The sequence below is a fragment of the Leifsonia shinshuensis genome (assembly GCF_014217625.1).
Lineage (GTDB): Bacteria > Actinomycetota > Actinomycetes > Actinomycetales > Microbacteriaceae > Leifsonia > Leifsonia shinshuensis_A.
Genome location: NZ_CP043641.1, coordinates 266,354 through 289,907 on the forward strand (window position 1 = coordinate 266,354; position 23,554 = coordinate 289,907).

Here is a 23,554-nt window from a genome sequence, read left to right on the forward strand (position 1 = left end):
GCAGGTCGGAATGGATGGGGATCCGGATCCAGGAGCCGATCCTCCCGGGTGCGGACATGACAGACGACATCCACACCCCCGTCCTCCTCGAGCGCTGCATCGAGCTGCTCGGCCCCGCCCTCCAGGAGCCGGGCGCCGTCTTCGTGGACGCCACGCTCGGCATGGGCGGCCACTCGGCCGGCGTGCTCGAACGCTTCCCGGACGCGGTGCTGGTCGGACTCGACCGCGACCCGGAGGCGCTGGCCATCGCCGGCGCCCGGCTCGCCCGCTTCGGCGACCGCGTGCACCTGGTGCACACCGTGTACGACGGCATCCGCGAGGCGCTGGACGGGCTCGGCATCGACCGGATCGACGGCGTGCTGTTCGACCTGGGCGTGTCCTCGCTGCAGCTCGACCGCGTCGAGCGCGGCTTCTCCTACTCCAAGGACGCGCCGCTCGACATGCGGATGGACGGCACGAGCGACCTCACGGCCGAGGTCGTGCTCAACACCTACTCCGAGGCGGACCTCCGCCGGATCTTCCGCGACTACGGCGAGGAGAAGCTCGCCGCCCGCTACGCGCGCCGCATCGTCGACGAGCGGCAGACCGCGCCGATCGTCCGCTCCGGCCAGCTGGTCGACATCCTGCAGAAGGCGACGCCCGCCGCGATCTCGCGGCAGGGCCACCCCGCCAAGCGCGTCTTCCAGGCGCTGCGCATCGAGGTGAACCAGGAGCTGGCCGTGCTGGAGCGCGCCATCCCGGCCGCGATCGACGCCCTCGCGGTGGGCGGCCGCATCGTCGTGGAGTCGTACCAGTCGCTGGAGGACCGCATCGTCAAGCGCGAGCTGCAGACCCGGTCGCGCTCCAGCGCACCGGCAGGGCTTCCCGTCGAGCTGCCGGAGCACCGGCCGGAGCTGAAGCTCCTGATCCGCGGCGCGGAGCTCGCCGACGACGAGGAGAAGGCCGCGAACCCGAGGGCGACCCCAGTGCGCCTGCGCGCGGCCGAACGAGTGAGGAGGGACTCGTGAGCACGAACACGATGGGGACGGGTGTCCGCCGACGCCCGACGATGAGCTGGCACGCGCCGGCGTCGACGGCGGCGACCGCGGCCAAGCTGGACGAGCCGGCCCCGCTGCTCGACAGGCCGGAGCAGCCGGCCCGCGAGCGCCGCTCCCACCTCGAGGTCGTCTCGACCCGCAGCCAGCGTCGGGCGCGTCCGCGCACCGTGTACGCGATCACCGCGGTCTCCTCGCTGCTCGTGATCGTGGTGGCGCAGCTCCTGCTCAGCATCGGCGTCTCGCAGGGCGCCTACCAGCTCAGCTCGCTGCAGACCCAGCAGACGCAGCTGCAGCGCAGCTACCAGGCCGCCTCGGAGGACCTGAACCGGCTCACCTCCCCGCAGAACCTCGCCGCCAACGCCAACGCGCTCGGCATGGTGAGCAACAGCAACCCCGCCTACCTCCGCCTCTCCGACGGGGCGGTCCTCGGCGCGCCCATCGCGGCCACCGGGGCGGCCGGAACCGTGACCGGAGGCCAGGGCAACCTGGTCCCGAACTCGCAGCTGAACGGCGTGCCGCTCGCGGCGGCGCCGGGGCAGACCGTGACCGGCACTCCCGCGGCCGGCGCGGGAGCCCAAGCTGGGAGTTCCGCAAGCACGGGTGCGGCGTCCACGACTCCCGCGAAGCCGTCCGTACCGTTGCAGGGAGCGTTGCCGACACCGGTGACGCACTGACGACGCGACGGGACGGACGCGGGGCGTGATCAACAGGAAGATGCTGCGGCGGCGGACGGCCCTCACCGTCGTGGCGGTCGCGGCGTTCGTCGCCATCCTCGGCGGCAAGCTGGTGGACATCCAGGTGGTCCGTGCCGACGCCCTGCAGAAGGCGTCCGTCAACGCCCGGGAGGACTCCACCACGCTCTACGGCAACCGCGGCGACATCGTCGACGCGAGCGGCAAGGTGCTGGCGACCACGATCTACACCTACACGGCGCAGGCGTCGCCGTCGGACGCGATCGCAGGCGGCCGCGACAAGATGGTGGAGGCCGCGGCCAAGATCGGCGCGATCACCGGCCAGGGCGGCGACGCGGTGGTGAAGCTGTTCGACGACGCGCTGAAGGCCAACGCGAAGTCCAAGTACGTGCTGATCAAGTCCGGCATGGACGTGACCACGTTCGACAAGCTCGACAAGCTGCCCTACCCGTGGCTCACCTTCGACAAGACGCAGGCCCGCAGCTACCCGAACGGAGCCGTCGCCGGCAACCTGATCGGCTACGTCTCGCAGGGCGGCAACGGCGGCCTGGAGGAGAGCGAGAACGGCTGCCTGGCCGGCAAGAACGGCGTGGAGACCTACCAGCGCGGCGCGGACGGGGTCGCCATCCCCGGCAGCACCGTCGTGCAGCAGAAGGCCAAGGACGGCGGGACGCTGGAGCTCACGGTCGACAGCGACCTGCAGTGGTTCGCCGAGCAGACGCTGGCCCAGCAGGTCTCGGCGACGGGGTCGAAGTTCGGCTTCGTGACCGTGGCGGAGGCCAAGACCGGCAAGATCAAGGCGATCGCGCAGTGGCCGGCGCTCGACCCGAACAACATCGACGCCACCGACCCGTCGTACTGGCGGCTGCTTCCGTTCACGGACCCCTACGAGCCGGGCTCGACCTTCAAGGCGCTGACGGCCTCGATGCTCCTCGATCAGGGCAAAGCGACGCCGACCAGCCAGGTGCTGGCGCCCTACGAGTGGAAGTCGGGCAACGGCGCCGACCTGCACGACTCGGGATACCACGCGCCAGAGCGGCTGACCCTGACCGGCGTGCTGATGGAGTCGTCCAACACCGGCATGTCGCAGCTGGGCCGCGCGCTCAGCGACCAGACCCGCTACGACTACCTCAAGAAGTTCGGCATCGGCGACGACACCGGGCTGCCCTATCCCGGGCAGTCCTCCGGCCTCCTGAACCCGGTGAAGAGCTGGGACGACCAGACCAAGTACGCCACCATGTTCGGCCAGGGCGTCTCGGCCACCCAGCTGCAGATGGTCAGCGCCTACCAGGCTCTCGCCAACGGCGGCACCCGCGTCCCGTTGACGATGGTCGCGGGCTGCAAGCAGGCCGACGGCACCGTGACCGACGTCCCGAAGCCCACACCGGTGAAGGTCGTCTCGGCCGACGCGGCGAACACGACGCTCGGCATGATGGAGTCGGTGACCACCAAGGGCGAGCTCTCCAAGCAGCTGCAGATCCCCGGCTACAACGTCGCGGCGAAGACCGGAACCGCCCAGCAGCCGGACGGCAAGGGCGGCTATCTGCCGTCGTACTACGTGTCGGTCATGGGCGTCGCTCCGGTGGACGATCCGCAGTACGTCGTTTCGGTCAACCTCGGGTTCCCGACTACCATTACTTCGTCGGCTGCCGCCGCTCCGCTGTTCCACACGATCATGAGCCAGGTGCTGAAGACCTACCGGGTGAAGCCCTCGACGACGAGCCCGGCAGACTACCCGCCCTTCTACTGAACCCCCGCCGAGACGCCGCCTGAGACGCGTCTCGCGCACCAGAATCCCCGAGTGAAAGTGAGCCCCGTGACAGGACCGGCGCCCTCCTCCCTGCGCCCCGAGCATCCCGTCGCCCGCCCGCTCGCCCAGCTGGTCGCGGAGTTCGGGCTGGATGTGCGGGGAGACCTCGACGCCGTCGAGGTGACCGGAGCAGCACTCGCGAGCTCGGCCGTCGAGCCGGGCGACCTGTACGTCGGCGTGCCGGGGAAGAACGCGCACGGCGCGAGCTACGCCGCCGCCGCCGTCGAGGCGGGAGCCGTCGCGGTCCTGACCGACCCCGCCGGCGCGGACATCGCGGCCGACGCGGGCGTGCCCGTCATCGTGACCTCCGACCCGCGCGCGGCGCTCGGCGCCGTCGCGGCCTGGATCTACCGGACGGACGAGAACTCCGCCACGCTGTTCGGCGTCACCGGCACGAACGGCAAGACCAGCGTCGTCTACCTCCTGTACGGGATCCTCGGCCAGCTCGGCGTGGTCGCCGGCCTGTCCTCGACCGCGGAGCGCCGCATCGGCGAGCACGCGATCACGAGCAAGCTGACCACCCCCGAGGCCAGCGAGCTGCACGCGCTGCTCGCCCGGATGCGCGAGGAGGGCGTCCGCGCCGTCGCGCTCGAGGTGTCCGCCCAGGCCCTCAGCCGGCACCGCGTCGACGGCATCGAGTTCGACGTGGTCGGTTTCACCAACCTGAGCCACGACCACCTCGACGACTACGCGGCGATGGACGACTACTTCGCGGCCAAGCTGGAGCTCTTCCAGCCCGACCGCGCACGCCGCGGTGTCGTGACCGTGGACTCCGAGTGGGGCCGCGCCCTGGTCGAGCAGTCCCGCATCCCCGTCTCCACGCTCGCGAGCGTCCCGGGCGTCGACGCCGACTGGACCCTCACGGTGATCGAGGAGACCCTCGCCGAGACGGTCTTCGAGCTCTCCGGCCCCGACGGCCGACGGCTGGAGACCAGCGTGCCGCTGCTCGGCGCGTACAACGCCGCCAATGCGGCGCTCGCGATCGTCATGCTGGTGGAGTCCGGCTACGACCTCGACGCCATCGGCGCGGCGCTGGAGCGCGACGGCGGGATCGACGCCTACGTGCCCGGCCGCACCGAGCGGCTCTCCGGCGACCGCGGCCCGGTCGTCTTCATCGACTACGGCCACACGCCCGACGCCTTCTCGTCGCTGCTGGGCGCGCTGCGCCGCGTCACCGACGGCCGGATCGTCATGGTCTTCGGCGCCGACGGCGACCGCGACACGACCAAGCGCGCCGACATGGGCGCGATCGCCGCGCGCGGCGCCGACGCTGTGGTCATCACCGACTTCCACCCGCGCTCGGAGGACCCTGCCCTGATCCGCGCCGCGCTGCTCGACGGCGCCCGCGCCGCCGTGCCGGGCGCCGAGCTCTACGAGGTCGCCGACCCGCGCGCCGCGTTCCGCACCGCGCTCTCGCTCGCGGGCGAGGGCGACGTGGTGCTCTACGCCGGCCCGGGCCACGAGGACTACCAGGAGGTCGCCGGCCAGCGCCTCCCGTACTCGGCCCGCGACGACGCTCGGCTGGCGCTGCGAGAGGCCGGGTGGCTGTGATGATCGCGCTCACCCTCGCCGAGATCGCCGACGCCACCCGCGGCACGCTCCTGCTCGACGGCACGGATGCCGCGCCGGACACCGTCGTGTCCGGGCTCTCCACCACCGACTCGCGGGAGGTCGTGCCCGGCACGGTCTTCTTCGCCAAGCCCGGCGAGGTGACCGACGGCCACCTGTTCGCCCCGCAGGCGGTCGAGGCCGGCGCGGCGCTCCTGGTCGTGGACCACGCCCTCGACCTCCCGGTGCCGCAGCTGCTCGTCGCCGACACCGTCGTCGCGCTCGGCGACCTCGCCACCGAGGTCATCGCCCGCGTCCGGGCGCTCGGCACCCTGAAGATCGTCGGCGTCACCGGCTCCAACGGCAAGACGACCACCAAGAACCTGCTGCGTGCCATCCTGGAGCAGCTCGGCCCGACCATCGCCCCGCGCGCCTCCTTCAACAACGAGGTCGGCGCGCCGGTCACGATGCTGGAGGTCACCGAGGAGACCCAGTACCTCGTCGCCGAGATGGGCGCGAGCGGCATCGGCGAGATCGCCCGCCTGGTGCGCATGGCCCGGCCCGACATCGGCATCGTCCTCAAGGTGGGCCTCGCGCACGCCGGCGAGTTCGGCGGCATCGAGAAGACCCTCGCGGCCAAGACCGAGATGGTCAGCGACCTCCTGGAGTCCGACGTGGCCGTCCTCAACCTGGACGACCCGCGCGTCGCCTCCATGGCCGACAAGACCCTGGCCCGCGTGCTCTGGTTCGGCCTGGACGACCGCGCCGCCGTGCGGGCCACCGACGTGCGCTCGACCGCGCGCGGCACCTCCTTCGTGCTGCACCTCCCGCCGGCCGACGGCGGCGAGGGCGCGGGGGAGTCGCGTCCCGTGCAGTTCCGCGTGCTCGGCGAGTTCCACGTCATGAACGCGCTGGCAGCCGCGGCCGCCGCGCACACCCTCGGCGTGGACATCGACACGATCGTCACCGCGCTGGAGACGGTGCAGCGCGCCGAGCGCTGGCGGATGGAGGTCATGGGCGGCGCCCGCGGCGTCACCGTCATCAACGACGCGTACAACGCGAGCCCGGACTCCATGGCCGCGGCCATCAAGACGCTCGCGCAGATCGCCGAGCCGGGGGAGCGGACCATCGCCGTCCTCGGCGAGATGAGCGAGCTGGGCGAGTTCTCCGGCGAGGAGCACGACCGCATCGGCCTGCTCGCCGTCCGGCTCGGCATCGACCAGCTCGTCATCGTCGGGCCGTCGGCCCGGCGCATGCACATCACCGCCATCAACGAGGGCTCGTGGGACGGGGAGTCCCTGTACTTCGAGACCCAGGACGCGGCGTTCGACCACCTCTCCGGGGCGCTGCGCTCCGGCGACACGGTGCTCGTCAAGTCCTCCAACTCGGCGGGGCTGCGCTTCCTCGGCGACCGACTGGGAGAATTCTTCTCGTGAGAGCCCTTCTGACCTCCGGCGCGCTGGCCATGGCGTTCACGCTGTTCCTCACCCCGCTGTTCATCCGGCTGTTCCGCCGCCTCCAGTGGGGCCAGTTCATCCGCGACGACGGACCGCAGAGCCACCACGCCAAGCGCGGCACCGCGACCATGGGCGGCATCGTCGTCATCCTCGGCACGCTGTTCGGCTACTTCACGGCGCTGCTGCTGACGGGCGACGAGACCAGCGTCTCCGCGCTCCTGGTGCTGTTCCTCATGGTCGGGCTCGGCATCGTCGGGTTCGTGGACGACTTCCTCAAGACCCGCCGCGAGCGCAGCCTCGGCCTGACCGGCTGGGCGAAGGTCGCGGGCCAGGTCGTCGTGGCGACGGTGTGGGCCTTCCTCGCCGTCCGGTTCCCGGACGGGCGCGGCTACACGCCGGCGACGATGAGCGTCTCGTTCATCCGCGACCTCCCGATCGACTTCGGCTCGATCACCAAGTTCGGCGTGATCGGCGTCCTCGTCGGGTACGGCCTCTACCTGATCTGGATCAACTTCATCGTCGCGGCGACCTCCAACGGCGTGAACGTCACGGACGGCCTCGACGGGCTGGCGTCCGGCGCGAGCATCCTCGCCATCGGCGCCTACATCATCATCGGGTTCTGGCAGTCCATCCAGTCGTGCGCGAGCCCCAACCTCAATCCCGAGAACCTCGCCAAGTGCTACGACGTCCGGGACCCGTTCGACCTCGCGATCGTGGCGACGGCGATCGTCGGCGCCGTGGTCGGCTTCCTCTGGTGGAACACCTCGCCCGCGCAGATCTTCCTCGGCGACACCGGCTCGCTCGCCCTCGGCGGCGCGGTCGCCGCGCTCGCGATCCTCAGCCGCACCGAGCTGCTGCTCGTCCTCATCGGCGGTCTGTTCGTGATCGAGGCCGGCTCGGTGATCGTCCAACGGGCGTACTTCAAGGTCACGCACGGCAGGCGCATCTTCCTGATGAGCCCGATCCATCACCACTTCGAGCTGAAAGGCTGGGCGGAGGTGACGGTCGTGGTCCGGTTCTGGATCATCGGCGGCCTCCTCGTCGCGGCCGGCGTGGGGTCGTTCTACCTCGAGTGGCTCGCGACGTGACCGGATCCCGGGAGCGCCTGGAGGCCCTGACCAGCTGGCACCACGACTGGTCCGGGCTGCGGGTCGCCGTGTTCGGCCTCGGCGTCACCGGCTTCTCGGTCGCCGACACGCTCGCCGAGCTGGGAGCGCAGGTGCTGGTCGTCGCCTCCCGCGCCGACGCCGAGCGCGCCATGCTGCTGGAGGTCATCGGCGCCGAGTTGCTGGAGGAGCCCGACCTGAGCGCGCCGCCCGCGCGGCTCGTGGACTTCGACCCCGAGCTCGTGGTCGTCTCGCCCGGCTTCCACTGGGACCACCCCCTCTTGCTCTGGGCGGACACGGGCGACATCCCGGTCTGGGGCGACATCGAGCTGGCCTGGCGACTGCGCGACAAGGTGGGCGAGCCCGCCGACTGGATCTGCGTCACCGGCACCAACGGCAAGACCACGACCGTCCAGCTCACCGCGACCATGCTGCTCGCCGGCGGCTCGCGCGTCGCTCCGTGCGGCAACATCGGGGTGCCGGTGCTCGACGCCATCCGCGATCCCGAGGGTTTCGACGTGCTCGTGGTCGAGCTGTCGAGCTACCAGCTGCACTGGGTCAACCGGAACCGCGGCGGCGTGCTGTCGCCGTACTCCGCGGCCTGCCTGAACATCGCAGACGACCACCTCGACTGGCACGGCTCGATGGAGGCGTACATCGCGGCCAAGGCGAAGGTCTACGACAACGCCCAGGTCGCCTGCGTGTACAACCGCGCCGACCAGAACACCCTGCGCATGGTCGAGGAGGCCGAGGTGGTCGAGGGCGCCCGCGCCATCGGCTTCGGCCTCGACATCCCCGGCCCGAGCGACTTCGGCATCGTGGACGGCATCCTCTGCGACCGCGCGTTCCTGGAGGACCGCCGCAACAGCGCGATCGAGCTGACCACGCTGGACGAGCTGGCGGAGGCCGGCCTCGCCGCCCCGCACGTCGTCGCCAACATCCTGGCCGCCAGCGCGCTCGCTCGCTCCTACGGGGTCGAGCCGCAGGTCATCCGCGACGTGCTCACCGCCTTCCGCCTCGACGCCCACCGCATCGAGCTGGTGCGGGTGGAGGCCGGCGTGAGCTGGGTGGACGACTCCAAGGCCACCAACCCGCACGCCGCCGACGCGTCGCTGCGCGCGTACCCGTCCGTCGTGTGGGTGGTCGGCGGCCTCCTGAAGGGCGTGGACATCGACCAGCTCGTCGCGTCGCACGCGGCCCGGCTGCGCGGCGCCGTCCTGATCGGCGTGGACCGCGCCGCCCTGCTGGCCGCATTCGAGCGACACGCCCCCGGGCTGCCGGTGCTGGAGGTGGAGGCCGACGAGACTGAGGGGGTCATGCCGACGGCGGTGCGGCTGGCCGGCGGTCTCGCCCGCGAGGGGGACACCGTCCTGCTGGCTCCGGCGGCGGCGTCGATGGACCAGTTCGCCGACTATGCGGAGCGCGGCCGGCTCTTCCAGGCGGCCGTCAACGAGTTCTTTGGAGGTGAGGCGGATGACGACGAGCCCGCCTCGCGTCCGCCGGGGGCCTGAGCCGCACGATCACCGCCCTTCCGGCGACCCCGGAGAGGACGACGGCTCCCGGGGCGGCCTGACCGCCCGGATCTCGCTCGGCCGGGCGATGAACAGCGAGTCCTCCGACTACTTCCTGCTGCTCGGCATCACGCTCTTCATGGTCGTGTTCGGGCTCGTCATGGTGCTCTCGTCGTCCGCCGTCGAGTCGCACAACGACACCGACAACTTCTTCTCGCGGTTCTGGTCGCAGGGGATGTACACGCTGATCGGCCTCCCGCTGATGTTCATCGTGTCGCGCATCCCGATGACTTTCTGGAAGCGCTCGATCTGGTTCATCCTGGGCGCCGCCTGCTTCGTGCAGTTCCTGGTGCTGGTGACGCCGCTCGGCGTCGAGATCGGCGGCAACCGCAACTGGATCCGCGTCGGCGGGTTCGTCGGGCAGCCGTCGGAGGCGATCAAGATCGCGCTCGTGATCTGGCTCGGCGTCGTGCTGTCGCGCAAGCAGGACCTCCTCGACGACTGGCGGCACGTCGCCCTTCCCATCCTCCCGATCGCGGGCGGCGCGATCGGCGTCGTCGTGCTCGGCGGCGACCTCGGCACGACGATCGTCATGTCGGCGTTCGTCCTCGGCGGGCTCTACTTCGCCGGCGTGCGCCTGCGCTACCTGTTCGTCGGGCTCACCGGCGTCGTGATCGTCGCCGTCGTGGTGGCGATGTCCAGCGCCAGCCGGATGGGCCGCATCGCCGCGCTCTTCGGCGGCACCAGTGCGGCCAACCCCGACGTCAACTGGCAGATCGACAACGGCTTCTACGCGCTCGCCTCCGGCGGCGTGTTCGGCGTCGGCCTCGGCAACTCGCACTCGAAGTGGTCGTGGCTGCCCGCCGCCGACACCGACTTCATCTTCGCGATCATCGGCGAGGAGCTCGGGCTGATCGGCGCGGTCGTGGTGCTCCTGCTGTTCGTCATGCTGGCGATCGTCTTCCTGCGGATCATCCACTCGTCCACCGACACCTTCCCGCGCGTCACGACCGCGGCGATCATGGTGTGGCTGATCTTCCAGGCGTTCGTGAACATCGCCGTCGTGCTCGGCGTCATCCCGGTGCTCGGCGTACCGCTCCCACTGATCTCTGCGGGAGGAACTGCGATGATCAGTTCCATGATCGCTATCGGCATCGTGCTGTCCTTCGCCCGCCAGAACGCCCGCGACTCGCGTCGCGCGAAGGGCATCGACCTGTGAGCCGCTACCTCCTGGCCGGCGGTGGGACCGCCGGCCACGTCAATCCGCTGCTCGCCGTCGCCGACCGGCTGCGCCGCGACGACCCGTCGGCCGAGGTGCTGGTGCTCGGGACGAAGGAGGGCCTGGAGGCGCGCCTGGTCCCTGACCGCGGCTACGAGCTGGCGACGATCCCGAAGCTGCCGTTCCCACGGCGCCCGAACGGCGCGGCGCTGCGCTTCCCCGGCGAGTACCGCCGCGCGGTGCGCTCTGTCACCGACCTGATCCGCGAGCGCGGCATCGATGTGGTGGTCGGCTTCGGCGGCTACGCGGCCGCCCCCGCCTACTCTGCCGCGCGCAGCGCCGGCGTGCCGTACGCGCTGCACGAGGCGAACGCCCGCCCCGGGCTGGCGAACCGGCTCGGCGCGCGCTCGACCCGCTGGGTCGGCGTCGCGTTCGAGGGCACGCCGCTGCGGCACGCCCGCTTCGTCGGCATGCCGCTGCGCCGCGAGATCGAGGAGCTGAACCGGGAGGCCTCCCGCGCCGCCGCGCTGGCCGAGTTCGGCCTCTCCGCCGACCGCCCGACCCTCCTGGTCACCGGAGGCTCGCTCGGCGCCCGCCGGCTCAACGGCACGATCGCGGAGCGGGCCGCGCAGCTCACGGAAGCCGGCTGGCAGGTGCTGCACATCCAGGGCGGCCGCGGCGAGCTGTCCGACCCCGGCATCGAGCACTACCGGCTGCTGGACTACTGCGACCGGATGGACCTCGCCTTCGCGCTGACCGACTTCGCCGTCGCGCGCGCGGGAGCTGCGACGGTGTGCGAGTTCGCCGCGCTCGGCATCCCCGCCGTCTACGTGCCCTTCCCGATCGGCAACGGCGAGCAGCGATTCAACGCGGCGGGCGTCGTGGAGGCCGGCGGCGGCATCCTGGTGGACGACGCGGAGTTCCTGCCCGCGTGGGTCGACGCGAGCCTGCTCCCGCTGCTCGCGGACCGGTCCGCGGTCGAGGACATGGCGCGGCGGGCCGCGAGCACGGGCGTGCGCGACGGCTCGGAGAGGATGGTCGCCCTGATCCGAAGCGCGCTGGGCCGGAGTGGGTTGGCCGGATCCTGAGGTTCGCCGCGTAGCCTGTACTCTGTCAACTCGACTCGTGGACCGAAAGCAGCACCTGTGACGATCAAACCCGACCTCAACGCCACCATCCCCGACGAGCTGGGCAGGCTCCACTTCGTCGGCATCGGCGGTTCGGGCATGAGCGGCATCGCGCGGCTGTTCCTGGAGTCCGGACACACGGTCACCGGGTCCGACGTGCGGCACTCGGCCAACGTCGACGCGCTGCGCGCGCTCGGCGCCACCATCGCGATCGGCCATGACGCTGCGAACGTCGGGGACGCCGACACCCTCGTGGTCACCGGCGCGCTCTGGCAGGACAACCCGGAGTACCAGCTCGCCCTCTCGAAGGGCCTCCCTGTGCTGCACCGCTCGCAGGCGCTGGCCTGGCTGATCAACAAGAAGCGCCTCGTCGCCGTCGCCGGCGCGCACGGCAAGACCACCTCGACCGGCATGATCATCACCGGCCTGCTCGGCCTCGGCGAGGACCCGAGCTTCGTCAACGGCGGCGTGATCGCCTCCCTGGGCAAGAGCTCGCAGACCGGGACCGGCGAGCTGTTCGTCGTGGAGGCCGACGAGTCGGACGGCTCGTTCCTGCTCTACGACACCGCCGTCGCGCTGATCACCAACGTCGACCCGGACCACCTCGACCACTACGGCTCGCTGGAGGCGTTCGAGGACGCCTTCGTGACCTTCGCCCGGGAGTCCGACGAGTTCGTCGTGGTCTCCTCCGACGACGCGGGCGCGAAGCACGTCCACCGCCGGCTCGTGGAGGTCGCGCCGGACAAGCGCGTCGTCACCTTCGGCGAGGCGGAGGACGCCGACGTCCGCGTCCACTCGATCGTCACCGACGGTCCCGTCGCATTCACCCTCAGCTACGCGGGCGCCGAGTACTCGGCCCGGCTGCGCGTGCCAGGACGGCACAACGCGATCAACGCGGCCGGCGCCTTCGCCGTGCTGACCGGCCTCGGGTTCGAGCCCGCCGCCGCGCTGGCTTCGATCGCCGAGTTCGGCGGCACCGAGCGCCGCTTCGAGCTGCACGGCAACGTGGGCGGCGTCAGCGTCTACGACGACTACGCCCACCACCCGACCGAGGTCGCCGCCGCCCTGTCGGCCGCGCGCACCGTCGTCGGCGAGGGCAGGATCATCGCGGTCCACCAGCCGCACCTCTACAGCCGCACCCGCCTGTTCGCGCAGGAGTTCGCCGAGACCCTGGAGACCTACGCCGACGAGACGGTCGTGCTCGACGTCTACGGTGCGCGCGAGGACCCGGAGCCCGGGGTCACCGGCGCGCTCGTCGCGGACCGGTTCCAGCATCCCGAGCACGTCGCCTTCATCGCCGACTGGCAGGAGGCCGCCGACCACACCGCGCGGATCGCGCGCGAGGGCGACTTCGTCATCACGCTCGGCTGCGGCGACGTCTACCGGATCGTCCCGCAGCTGCTCGACTCGCTCCGTCACGTCCGGGAGTAGCCCGAGTGAAGCGTCCCCAGGGGTTCGACCGGTCCGCGGCACGGCAGACCGGCGCGCCGGCGCCGTCCGCGCCGGAGACCGCGGCTCCTGCGCGCCCGGAGCAGGCTCGCGCCGCCGCGCCGGTCGGGACGATCACCGAGCCGATCCCGATCGTGCGCGCCTCCGAGCCGATCCCGGCGGACAAGGCCCGTCCCGCCCGCACGACGCGCGACCGCCTCCCGGCCACCGAGCGCGTCCCGAGCAACCGCGAGATCTCCCAGGCCCTCCGCGCCGCCCGCGCCGAGCGCAGGCGCGTCGAGCGCGGCGAGGTGCGCCGGTTCACCAAGCGCTCTCGCCGGCGTCGGATGGCGTGGCTCGGGGCCGCTGGCGTCGCCGTCGCGCTCGTGCTCGGCGTGGTCCTGGTCGGGCTGTCGCCGCTGCTCGCGCTCAAGCACATCCAGGTGGTCGGCGCCTCGCGCCTCGACGCCGGCGCGATCTCGGCCAAGCTCGGCGACCAGGTCGGCAAGCCGCTCGCGCTGCTCGACCAGGCGGAGATCTCCAGCGACCTGGCCGCCTTCCCGCTCATCCGCAGCTACACGCTGGAGAGCCACCCGCCGGACACCCTGGTGGTGCGCATCGTCGAGCGCCAGGCGATCGGCGCGATCCAGAAGGGCTCGGCGTTCGTGCTCGTGGACGCGGCGAAGGTGCCCATCTCCTCCAGCTCGACCCGGCCGGCGGGCTATCCGGTCATCGCCGCGACGGGCGCGGCCGCCGACGCCAACGCGGACTCCGGGTTCGCGGCGGCCGCCGCCGTGCTCTCGTCGCTGCCGGCCTCCGTGCTGAGCCGCGTCGACACCATCTCGGCGAAGACCAAGGACGACGTCTCGTTCACCCTCCGCGAGGGCGGAGCGACCGTGGTCTGGGGGAGTGCGGAGGACTCGGCGCTCAAGTCCGCCGACCTCGCTGCGCTGCTCACGGGCGCGCCCAAGGCGAGCCGTTTCGACGTCTCGTCGCCGCACAGTGTGACGACAGGATGACCGGGTTGACGGCGCATTTGCCGACACGCCTGCGAACTGCGGCAGCAGGGGCCTCAGCGCCTCTACCGTCGAATCGAGAATTGCATACTCAGCATAACTTTAAGCCTCGACTTGAGGTTGAAGGTTCCCGTGGAGGCCGGAAGTGACAGCAAACCAGAACTACCTCGCCGTGATCAAGGTCGTCGGCATCGGCGGCGGCGGCGTCAACGCCGTCAACCGCATGATCGAGCTCGGCCTGCGCGGCGTCGAGTTCATCGCCATCAACACGGACGCCCAGGCGCTGCTCATGAGCGACGCCGACGTGAAGCTCGATGTGGGTCGTGAGATCACTCGCGGCCTCGGAGCCGGCGCCGACCCCGAGGTCGGCCGCCGTGCAGCCGAGGACCACGCGGAGGAGATCGAGGAAGCGCTCGCGGGCGCCGACATGGTCTTCGTGACCGCGGGCGAGGGCGGCGGCACCGGCACCGGTGGCGCGCCCGTCGTCGCGCGCATCGCGAAGTCGATCGGCGCGCTGACCATCGGTGTCGTGACCAAGCCGTTCTCGTTCGAGGGCAAGCGCCGCCAGCAGCAGGCCGAGTCCGGCGTGCAGCGGCTCAAGGAAGAGGTCGACACCCTCATCGTCGTCCCGAACGACCGGCTGCTGGAGATCAGCGACCGCGGCATCAGCATGCTGGAGGCGTTCTCCACCGCCGACCAGGTGCTCCTCGCCGGTGTCCAGGGCATCACCGACCTGATCACCACCCCGGGACTGATCAACCTCGACTTCGCCGACGTGAAGTCGGTCATGCAGGGCGCGGGCTCCGCGCTCATGGGCATCGGCTCCTCGCGCGGCGCCGATCGGGCCATCAAGGCCGCGGAGCTGGCCGTGGCCTCCCCGCTGCTGGAGGCCTCCATCGACGGCGCCCACGGCGTGCTGCTCTCCATCCAGGGCGGATCGAACCTCGGCATCTTCGAGATCAACGACGCCGCCCGCCTGGTGCAGGAGGCCGTCCACCCCGAGGCGAACATCATCTTCGGAGCGGTCATCGACGACACCCTCGGCGACGAGGTGCGCGTCACGGTCATCGCGGCCGGGTTCGACGGCGGAGAGCCGAAGTCGGTCCAGGCCTCGGCCGCGGACGCCCGTCGCTCGACCTACGTCGAGGCCGGCTCGGAGGAGGCGTCGATCGCCTCGTCCGCGACCATCGAGGCGGGCGAGGTCGAGGCCCCGGCCACCGAGTGGCACGCGACCGGCGAGACCCCGGTCACCGAGACCGCCCAGAAGGACCCGGCGTTCGACGACGAGAATGACGACCTCGACATCCCCGACTTCCTCAAGTAGCCCGCTCGCCGAGCGGCTCGCCGCGGTCCGGGAGGGCGTCGCCGACGCCGCCCGGGCCGCCGGCCGTTCGCCGGACGAGCTGACGACGATCGTGGTGACCAAGTTCCACCCGGCGTCGCTCGTCCGCGAGCTCGCGGCCCTCGGCGTGCGCGATGTGGGGGAGAACCGGCACCAGGAGGCGCAGGAGAAGGCGGCGGAGCTCGCCGGCCTCGACCTGCGCTGGCACTTCGTCGGCCAGCTGCAGAGCAAGAAGGCGCGGCAGGTCCGGCGCTACGCGTCCGTCATCCACTCGCTCGACCGGATCTCGCTGGTCGACGCTCTCCGGCTGGACGACGCGCCCGACGTGGACGTGTTCGTCCAGCTCAACCTCACCGACGACCCGGCCCGCGGCGGGGTCGCGGACCGGGACCTGGAGCCGCTGGTCGAGCACGTGCTCGCCACGCCGGGGCTGAACCTCCTCGGCGTCATGGCGGTCGCCCCGCTGGACGAGGAGCCCGCGCGCGCGTTCGAGCGCGTGCGGCTGGCGAGCGAGCGGGTCCGCGGGATCGCTCCGGACGCGGCCGCCATCTCCGCCGGCATGTCCCAGGACTACCGGGAGGCCGTCGCGGCCGGTGCGACACACCTTCGCATCGGCACGGCCATTACCGGGAATCGGCCGAGCCTTCGTTAATCTCGAAAGGGAAGAAGGTTCATTCAGTGCGTGCGAGGCGTCGGCGCACCGGTCTACACGGAGGAAGCGCATGGCCAACCCGCTGAAGAAGACGATGGTCTACCTCGGCCTCGCCGACGAGGAGCTGGAGTTCGAGGAGGCGCAGGAGCAGCACCAGCCGGTGCAGCACCAGCCGCGCCGCGAGGCGCCGGCGCCCGCCCCCGTCCAGCCCGTCCCGCACCCTGCACCGGTCGCTCCCGTGGCCGGCCGCGCTCCGGTCACCCCGCTGCGCAAATCGTCCACCGCACGGAATGTTTCGGTACAGGAAATGAACGAGATCCTCACAGTCCACCCCCGTCAGTACCGCGACGCGCAGGCGATCGCCGAGTCCTTCCGCGAGGGCATCCCGGTGATCATCAACCTGTCGCAGATGAGCGAGGGCGACGCCCGCCGGCTCATCGACTTCGCCAGCGGCCTCTCGCAGGGCCTCTACGGCAAGATCGAGCGGGTGACCCCGAAGGTGTTCCTGCTCTCCCCGTCGCACGTCGTCGTCTCCGGCGAGCACGGCGGCCAGGACGCCGACGTCGACGCCTCCTTCTTCGCGCAGGCCTGATCCGATTCCTCCGAAAGCGCACCGCCCGGCAGGGCGGTGCGCTTTCGTGCATACGCGGTCGTTCATACTGGTGGTGTGCTTGTCGTCTCGATCATCGCGAACGTGCTCTACTACGTCCTCCTGATCTACTTCTTCGTGCTCTGGGCCCGTTTCGTGCTGGACCTGGTGCGGACCTTCGCGCGGCAGTGGCGCCCGCGGGGCTTCGGACTGGTCCTCGCGGAGTCCACGTACGTGGTCACCGACCCGCCGATCCGCTTCTTCCGGCGCATCATCCCGCCGCTGTCGATGGGGCCGGTCGCGATCGACTTCGGCTGGAGCCTCACCATGCTCGTCGTCATCATCGGGCTCTACGTCACCCTGAGCTTCACCTGACGCCCCCCGAGCGTCGGTTGGGGGCGGACTGGGGTCGCGTTGTAATGTGGTCGAGGCCGACGCACCACGGGTGCGGCGGAGTGCGCGCCGGCCGTGCACTTTGCTAGCGTTGGCTGAACGCACTCAATGTTCGTCTTTTCAAGATCTAAGGTGGCTTGCCATGGCGCTGACTCCGGAAGATGTAGTCAACAAGCGGTTCCAACCGACGAAGTTCCGTGAGGGCTACGACCAGGACGAGGTCGACGACTTCCTCGACGAGGTCGTCGTCGAACTCCGGAGACTGACCCAGGAGAGCGACGAGCTCAAGCAGCGCCTCGTGGCCGCCGACTCGCGCATCGCCGAGCTGCAGCGCAGCGGCGGCGGCGCCCCGGCCGCCGCTCCGGCTCAGGCCCCGGCCGCCGACAACGGCGAGGTGCAGCGCCTCCAGCAGGAGAACGACGACCTCAAGCAGCGCCTGGCCGCCGCGCAGCAGCAGGCTCAGCAGGCGCAGCAGCAGGCTGCCGCCGCTCCGGCCGCCGCGGGCGCCGCAGCGGGCTTCGCCGCCGGAGCCGCCGACGCGAACGACCCGAACGCGACCAACAACCTCCTCCAGCTCGCCCGCCGCCTCCACGAGGAGCACGTGCGCGAGGGCGTGGAGAAGCGCGACGCGCTCATTGCGGAGGGGCACGCCACCGCCGCCCGCATCGTCGCAGAGGCCGAGTCCAAGCAGCGCGCCCAGATCAGCGCCCTCGACCAGGAGCGTTCGGGCCTCGAGCGCCGCATCGACGAGCTCCGCGGCTTCGAGCGCGACTACCGCCAGGGCCTGAAGGGCTACATCGAGGGCCAGCTCCGCGACCTCGACAGCCAGTCCGCCTCGTTCGGCGGCAACGCCCCCACCCCGGTGCCCGCGGGCTCCGCCGACGGCAGCAGCCAGGACCAGGGCGCCCAGCCTCCGGTCTTCCCGGGCTTTGGAGGCTAGCCCCTCGAGGGCCAAGGTCAGCATCAGGGCCTTGGCGATCCTGGCCGTGGTCGCGCTCTGCGTGTACCTCGTGGACCAGATCGCCAAGGTCCTGGTCGTCTCGAACCTCTACGAGGGCCAGCAGGTCCAGGTCCTCGGACAGCTCCTCCAGTTCCACTTCGTCAAGAACCCGGGCGCGGCCTTCTCGATCGGCAGCGGTTCGACCTGGATCTTCTCCATCGTCGGGGTCGGCGTGCTCGGCTTCGTCATCTGGTACGCGCCGCGCATCCGCTCGACGGCGTGGGCCATCCTGTTCGGCCTGCTCCTCGGCGGCCTGCTCGGCAACCTGACCGACCGGCTGTTCCGCGAGCCGGGCTTCGGCGTCGGCCACGTCGTCGACTTCCTGCAGATCCCGCTGCTGCCCGCCATCTTCAACCTCGCGGACGTCGCCATCGTCTCCAGCATGGTGCTGTTCCTCATCCTCACGCTGCGCGGGATCGGCCTCGACGGCCAGCGCCCCGCTGATGACGAGGATGAGGACGGCGACGAGCTCGAAGGCGACGAGGCCGAGCCCGACGCCGCGCAAGCACACGAGCCCCGGAACCCGCAGCCCTGATGGAGTCGCGCAGCCTCCCCGTCCCCGACGGCCTCGAGGGCTCCCGCGTCGACGCAGGCCTCGCCAAACTCCTCGGCTTCTCGCGCAGCTTCGCCGCCGAGATCGCCGAGGCCGGCGGCGTCACCATCGACGGCCGCGAGGCGGACAAGTCGGACCGGCTCTCCGCCGGCTCCTGGCTCGAGGTGTCCTGGCAGCCGCGCGAGGAGGCCCGCATCGTCCCGATCGCGGTTCCCGAGCTGACGATCGTGCACGACGACGACGACATCGTGGTCATCGACAAGCCGGTCGGCGTCGCCGCGCACCCGTCGGTCGGCTGGGAGGGCCCGACGGTCCTCGGGGCGCTGGCCGCCGCGGGCTTCCGCATCTCGACCTCCGGCGCCGCCGAGCGCGCGGGGATCGTCCACCGCCTCGACGCCGGCACCAGCGGCCTGATGGTGGTCGCGAAGTCCGAGCACGCCTACACGGTGCTGAAGCGCGCCTTCCACGACCGCACCGTGGAGAAGATCTACCACGCGGTCGTGCAGGGCCACCCCGACCCGCTGACCGGCACGATCGACGCGCCGATCGGCCGGCACCCCCGCAGCGACTGGAAGTTCGCCGTGATCGCCGGCGGCAAGCCGTCCGTGACGCACTACGAGACCATCGAGGCGTTCCCGGCCGCGAGCCTGCTGGAGATCCACCTGGAGACCGGGCGGACGCACCAGATCCGCGTGCACATGGCGGCCCAGCGGCACCCCTGCGTGGGCGATGCGATGTACGGCGCCGACCCCGCGCTGTCCGCCCGGCTGGGCCTGACCCGGCAGTGGCTGCACGCCGTCCAGCTGTCGTTCGACCACCCGGCGACGGGGGAGTGGGTGACGTTCACCACGACCTACCCGGAGGATCTGCAACACGCTCTCGACGTGCTCCGCGCGTCGTAGGTCCGACGTAGTCTTAAGCCCTCACCTCGACCCGGAGCAATAGTGCCGACCGACTCCTTCGTCCACCTCCACGTCCACAGCGAGTACTCGATGCTCGACGGGGCCGCACGCGTCAAGCCGCTCATCGAGGCGGCCGTCGAGCAGGGCATGCCCGCCGTCGCCATCACCGACCACGGCAACATGTTCGGCGCCTTCGACTTCTGGCGCACGGCGACGGACGCGGGCATCAAGCCGATCATCGGCACAGAGGCCTACCTGACCCCGCGCACCCACCGCACCGACAAGACCCGCGTGCGCTGGGGCGACGGCGGCGGCGACGACGTGTCGGGCTCCGGCGCCTACACGCACATGACGATGCTCGCGGCGACGACCGAGGGCATGCACAACCTCTTCCGGCTGTCGTCGTACGCCTCCACCGAGGGCTACTACTTCAAGCCGCGCATGGACCGCGAGCTGCTGCAGCGCTACTCCAAGGGCATCATCGCGACCACCGGCTGCCCGTCCGGCGAGGTGCAGACCCGGCTGCGGCTCGGCCAGTACGAGGAGGCCAAGAAGGCCGCGGCGGAGTTCCGCGACATCTTCGGGCCGGAGAACTTCTTCGCCGAGATCATGGACCACGGCCTCGGCATCGAGCGCCGCATCATGAGCGACCTGATCCGGCTCGCCAAGGAGCTCGGCCTCCCGCTCGTGGCGACCAACGACCTCCACTACACGCACGCGGCCGACGCCAAGAGCCACGCGGCGCTGCTGTGCGTGCAGTCCGGCTCGACGCTCGACGACCCCAACCGGTTCAAGTTCGACGCCGACGAGTTCTACCTCAAGACGCCGGAGGAGATGCGGCAGCTGTTCCGCGACCACCCGGACGCGTGCGACAACACGCTCGCGATCGCCGAGCGCGTGGACGTGAAGTTCGACACCGCGGCCAACTACATGCCGCGCTTCCCGGTGCCCGACGGCGAGACCGAGCAGAGCTGGTTCGTCAAGGAGGTCGAGAAGGGCCTCCACGAGCGCTACCCGGGCGGCATCACCGAGGACGTGCGCAAGCAGGCCGACTACGAGATCGGCGTCATCTCGCAGATGGGCTTCCCCGGCTACTTCCTCGTCGTCGCCGACTTCATCAACTGGTCGAAGAACAACGGCATCCGGGTCGGCCCGGGCCGCGGCTCCGGCGCCGGCTCGATGGCCGCCTACGCCATGCGGATCACCGACCTCGACCCGCTGCGGCACGGCCTGATCTTCGAGCGCTTCCTCAACCCCGACCGCGTCTCGATGCCCGACTTCGACGTCGACTTCGACGACCGCCGCCGCGGCGAGGTCATCAAGTACGTGACCGAGAAGTACGGCTCGGAGCGCGTCGCGCAGATCGTCACCTACGGAACCATCAAGGCCAAGCAGGCGCTGAAGGACTCCGGCCGGGTGCTCGGCTTCCCGTTCTCGATGGGAGAGAAGCTGACCAAGGCGATGCCGCCGCCCGTGATGGGCAAGGACATCCCGCTGACGGGCATCTTCGACAAGGAGCACCCGCGCTTCAAGGAGGCCGTCGACATCCGCGCGGTCGTGGAGAGCGACCCGGAGGCCAAGACCGTCTTCGACACCGCGCTCGGGCTCGAGAACCTGAAGCGCCAGTGGGGCGTGCACGCGGCGGGCGTCATCATGTCGTCCGACCCGCTGATCGACGTCATCCCGATCATGAAGCGCGAACAGGACGGCCAGATCGTCACGCAGTTCGACTATCCGGCCTGCGAGTCGCTCGGCCTGATCAAGATGGACTTCCTGGGCTTGCGCAACCTGACGATCATCAACGACGCGCTCGACAACATCCGCGACAACCGCGGCGAGAACCTGGTGCTCGAAGAGTTGGAGCTGGACGACCGCGGCGCGTACGAGCTGCTGTCCCGCGGCGACACGCTGGGCGTGTTCCAGCTCGACGGCGGCCCGATGCGCTCGCTGCTGCGCCTGATGAAGCCGGACAACTTCGAGGACATCTCGGCGCTCATCGCGCTGTACCGGCCGGGCCCGATGGGTGCGAACTCGCACACCAACTACGCGCTGCGCAAGAACAACCTCCAGGACATCACGCCGATCCACCCGGAGCTGGCGGAGCCGCTGGAGGACATCCTCTCGACCAGCTACGGCCTGATCATCTATCAGGAGCAGGTCATGGCCATCGCGCAGAAGGTCGCCGGGTTCTCGCTCGGACAGGCCGACATCCTGCGCCGCGCGATGGGCAAGAAGAAGAAGTCCGAGCTGGACAAGCAGTTCGAGGGCTTCTCGCAGGGCATGGTCGACCGCGGCTACTCGATGGCGGCCGTCGGCAAGCTGTGGGAGATCCTGCTGCCGTTCTCGGACTACGCGTTCAACAAAGCGCACTCGGCGGCCTACGGCGTCATCTCGTACTGGACGGCCTACCTCAAGGCGCACTACCCGGCCGAGTACATGGCGGCGCTGCTGACGAGCGTCGGCGACTCCAAGGACAAGATGGCGCTCTACCTGAACGAGTGCCGGCGCATGGGCATCAAGGTGCTGCCGCCGGATGTCAACGAGTCGAACCTCTACTTCGCCGCGGTCGGCCAGGACATCCGCTTCGGCATGGGCGCGGTGCGCAACGTCGGCGCCAACGTCGTGGACGGCGTGCGGTCGGCCCGCGAGGCCAAGGGCCGGTTCGAGTCGTTCCACGACTTCCTGAGCAAGGTCCCGATCCACGCGGCCAACAAGCGCACGGTCGAGTCCCTGATCAAGGCGGGCGCGTTCGACTCGCTCGGGCACACCAGGCGCGCGCTCGTGGAGGTGCACGAGGACGCGGTGGAGTCCGCGGTCAAGATCAAGCGCAGCGAGGCGAACGGCGACGTCGGCTTCGACTTCGACAGCCTGTGGGGCGACGACGAGCCGAACCAGTCGCAGCACCACATCCCGGAGCGCCCCGAGTGGGTCAAGCGCGACAAGCTGGCGTTCGAGCGCGAGATGCTCGGGCTCTACGTTTCCGACCACCCGCTGGCCGGCCTGGAGCTGCAGCTCGCCAAGCTCGCGAGCACGTCGATCGCCGAGCTGCTGGCCTCCGACAACGTGCAGGACGGCGACACCGTGGTGATCGCGGGCCTCGTGACGAGCGTCCAGCACCGCGTGGCGAAGGCCTCCGGCAACCAGTACGGCATGATCCAGGTCGAGGACTTCGGCGGCGAGATGACCGTCATGTTCATGGGCAAGGCGTACACCGAGTTCTCGCCGATGATGCAGGGCGACTCGATCGTCGTCGTCCGCGGCCGCGTCAGCATGCGCGACGACGGGATGAACCTGCACGCGTTCAGCCTGATGGTGCCCGACCTCGGCCAGGCCGACGACATCGGCACGCTCATGATCACGATGGCCGACCAGCGCGCGACGACCGACACGGTCTCCTCGCTCGCGGAGGTGCTGTCGCGGCACCCCGGCGACAGCGAGGTGCGCCTCCGGCTCGTCAAGGGCCAGGTCGCGCGCGTGTTCGAGGTGCCGAAACCCGTGAAAGTCTCCCCGGACCTCTACGGCGAGCTGAAGGGGCTGCTCGGGCCGAACTGCCTGGTGTAGCTCCGCGCACATTCGTGCCGAATGTCGTCTTTGGCTGCGCCAAACGCGACATTCGGCGCGAAGGTGCGGGCGTCAGTCGAGTTCGCTGGGGCGGTGGTAGCGGCGCTCGTGGTAGAGCAGGGGCTCGTCGGGGGCGCCGAGCTCGCCCTCCTCGATCTGGACGACCACGACCGCGCTGTTGTGCACCGGGAAGCGGTCGACGATGCGGCCGACCATCCACGCCGTGACGTCGTTGATCACCGGGAGGCCGTACGGCCCGCGCCGCCAGTGGTCGCCCAGGAACCGGCGCCTGTTGTCGGCCGAGAGGATCTCCGCCACGCCCTTGTTGCGCACGCCGAGCATGTGGATGACGATCCGGTCGGTCTCCGCGATGGCCGGCCAGCTCGACGCCGACAGCGCCATGTTGAATGTCGCGAGCGGCGGGACGGCCGACAGCGAGGCGAGCGAGGTCGCGGTGAACCCGACGGGCGTGCCGTCGGCGGTTTGCGCGGTGATGATCGCCACACCGGCGGCGTGCCGGCGGAACGCCTGCCGGAAGGCGGAGAGGTCGGGAGTCGCGTCAGTCATACGCAGTTATCAAGCGCCGTTCGGGGTGAGGAATTCCGCGGCAG

The 23,554-nt window shown here is 70.6% G+C and carries 20 protein-coding genes; 19 read left to right on the forward strand and 1 reads right to left on the reverse strand.

Going from position 1 to position 23,554, the window contains the following annotated elements; all coding sequences use genetic code 11:
• The first annotated feature begins 56 nt into the window (after positions 1 to 56).
• The 19 genes from rsmH to dnaE all read left to right on the forward strand — a co-directional run bounded on the left by rsmH (position 57) and on the right by dnaE (position 22,943).
• Positions 57 to 1,007 (forward strand): 16S rRNA (cytosine(1402)-N(4))-methyltransferase RsmH, encoded by a 951-nt coding sequence (gene rsmH, locus F1C12_RS01340; RefSeq protein ID WP_185277091.1) that lies wholly within the window; start codon positions 57 to 59, stop codon positions 1,005 to 1,007.
• On the forward strand, positions 1,004 to 1,711 hold the full coding sequence (locus F1C12_RS01345; protein ID WP_258046069.1) for a hypothetical protein: 708 nt from the start codon (positions 1,004 to 1,006) through the stop codon (positions 1,709 to 1,711). Before rsmH ends, F1C12_RS01345 begins: the two co-directional genes overlap by 4 nt.
• Before the next feature lie 25 nt (positions 1,712 to 1,736).
• On the forward strand, positions 1,737 to 3,479 hold the full coding sequence (locus F1C12_RS01350; protein ID WP_185277092.1) for a peptidoglycan D,D-transpeptidase FtsI family protein: 1,743 nt from the start codon (positions 1,737 to 1,739) through the stop codon (positions 3,477 to 3,479).
• Positions 3,480 to 3,545: 66 nt separating this feature from the next.
• On the forward strand, positions 3,546 to 5,090 hold the full coding sequence (locus tag F1C12_RS01355) for a Mur ligase family protein (RefSeq protein WP_185278717.1): 1,545 nt from the start codon (positions 3,546 to 3,548) through the stop codon (positions 5,088 to 5,090).
• Positions 5,090 to 6,523 carry a UDP-N-acetylmuramoyl-tripeptide--D-alanyl-D-alanine ligase gene (locus F1C12_RS01360; protein WP_185278716.1) on the forward strand — a complete coding sequence of 478 codons (1,434 nt, stop codon included), beginning with the start codon at positions 5,090 to 5,092 and terminating at the stop codon, positions 6,521 to 6,523. Before F1C12_RS01355 ends, F1C12_RS01360 begins: the two co-directional genes overlap by 1 nt.
• A complete protein-coding gene (gene mraY, locus F1C12_RS01365; protein WP_185277093.1) occupies positions 6,520 to 7,632 on the forward strand; it encodes a phospho-N-acetylmuramoyl-pentapeptide-transferase in 1,113 nt (370 codons plus the stop codon). The genes F1C12_RS01360 and mraY overlap by 4 nt, the downstream gene beginning before the upstream one ends.
• Positions 7,629 to 9,161 carry a UDP-N-acetylmuramoyl-L-alanine--D-glutamate ligase gene (gene murD / locus F1C12_RS01370; protein WP_185277094.1) on the forward strand — a complete coding sequence of 511 codons (1,533 nt, stop codon included), beginning with the start codon at positions 7,629 to 7,631 and terminating at the stop codon, positions 9,159 to 9,161. The genes mraY and murD overlap by 4 nt, the downstream gene beginning before the upstream one ends.
• Positions 9,124 to 10,380, forward strand: a complete 1,257-nt coding sequence (gene ftsW, locus F1C12_RS01375) for a putative lipid II flippase FtsW (protein WP_185277095.1) — start codon at positions 9,124 to 9,126, stop codon at positions 10,378 to 10,380. Before murD ends, ftsW begins: the two co-directional genes overlap by 38 nt.
• The gene (locus tag F1C12_RS01380) at positions 10,377 to 11,468 is read left to right on the forward strand and encodes a UDP-N-acetylglucosamine--N-acetylmuramyl-(pentapeptide) pyrophosphoryl-undecaprenol N-acetylglucosamine transferase (RefSeq protein WP_185277096.1); all 1,092 of its coding nucleotides are present in this window, start codon (positions 10,377 to 10,379) and stop codon (positions 11,466 to 11,468) included. Before ftsW ends, F1C12_RS01380 begins: the two co-directional genes overlap by 4 nt.
• Positions 11,469 to 11,525: 57 nt before the next feature.
• The gene (murC, locus tag F1C12_RS01385; RefSeq protein ID WP_185277097.1) at positions 11,526 to 12,938 is read left to right on the forward strand and encodes a UDP-N-acetylmuramate--L-alanine ligase; all 1,413 of its coding nucleotides are present in this window, start codon (positions 11,526 to 11,528) and stop codon (positions 12,936 to 12,938) included.
• Between the two features lie 5 nt (positions 12,939 to 12,943).
• Positions 12,944 to 13,954 (forward strand): FtsQ-type POTRA domain-containing protein, encoded by a 1,011-nt coding sequence (locus F1C12_RS01390; RefSeq protein ID WP_185277098.1) that lies wholly within the window; start codon positions 12,944 to 12,946, stop codon positions 13,952 to 13,954.
• 142 nt (positions 13,955 to 14,096) lie between these two features.
• Complete coding sequence (gene ftsZ / locus F1C12_RS01395; protein ID WP_185277099.1) at positions 14,097 to 15,275, forward strand: cell division protein FtsZ; 1,179 nt, start codon at positions 14,097 to 14,099, stop codon at positions 15,273 to 15,275.
• Positions 15,241 to 15,945, forward strand: a complete 705-nt coding sequence (locus F1C12_RS01400; RefSeq protein WP_185277100.1) for a YggS family pyridoxal phosphate-dependent enzyme — start codon at positions 15,241 to 15,243, stop codon at positions 15,943 to 15,945. The genes ftsZ and F1C12_RS01400 overlap by 35 nt, the downstream gene beginning before the upstream one ends.
• 70 nt (positions 15,946 to 16,015) lie before the next feature.
• Entirely contained in the window at positions 16,016 to 16,537 is a 522-nt protein-coding gene (locus F1C12_RS01405) for a cell division protein SepF (protein WP_185277101.1), read from the forward strand.
• 75 nt (positions 16,538 to 16,612) lie between these two features.
• Positions 16,613 to 16,909, forward strand: coding sequence for a YggT family protein (locus tag F1C12_RS01410; RefSeq protein WP_179605620.1), 297 nt, complete (start codon positions 16,613 to 16,615; stop codon positions 16,907 to 16,909).
• Positions 16,910 to 17,069: 160 nt separating this feature from the next.
• Complete coding sequence (locus tag F1C12_RS01415) at positions 17,070 to 17,867, forward strand: DivIVA domain-containing protein (protein WP_185277102.1); 798 nt, start codon at positions 17,070 to 17,072, stop codon at positions 17,865 to 17,867.
• A 31-nt stretch (positions 17,868 to 17,898) separates the two neighbouring features.
• On the forward strand, positions 17,899 to 18,462 hold the full coding sequence (gene lspA / locus F1C12_RS01420; protein WP_185277103.1) for a signal peptidase II: 564 nt from the start codon (positions 17,899 to 17,901) through the stop codon (positions 18,460 to 18,462).
• Positions 18,462 to 19,382: an RluA family pseudouridine synthase gene (locus F1C12_RS01425; RefSeq protein ID WP_185277104.1), complete on the forward strand. Its 921-nt coding sequence runs from the start codon at positions 18,462 to 18,464 to the stop codon at positions 19,380 to 19,382. The genes lspA and F1C12_RS01425 overlap by 1 nt, the downstream gene beginning before the upstream one ends.
• Before the next feature lie 90 nt (positions 19,383 to 19,472).
• Positions 19,473 to 22,943, forward strand: a complete 3,471-nt coding sequence (dnaE, locus tag F1C12_RS01430) for a DNA polymerase III subunit alpha (protein ID WP_258046226.1) — start codon at positions 19,473 to 19,475, stop codon at positions 22,941 to 22,943.
• 72 nt (positions 22,944 to 23,015) lie between these two features.
• Here the strand turns inward: dnaE and F1C12_RS01435 are convergent, their stop codons facing one another.
• On the reverse strand, positions 23,016 to 23,510 hold the full coding sequence (locus tag F1C12_RS01435; protein ID WP_185277105.1) for a flavin reductase family protein: 495 nt from the start codon (positions 23,508 to 23,510) through the stop codon (positions 23,016 to 23,018).
• Positions 23,511 to 23,554 lie beyond the last annotated feature (44 nt).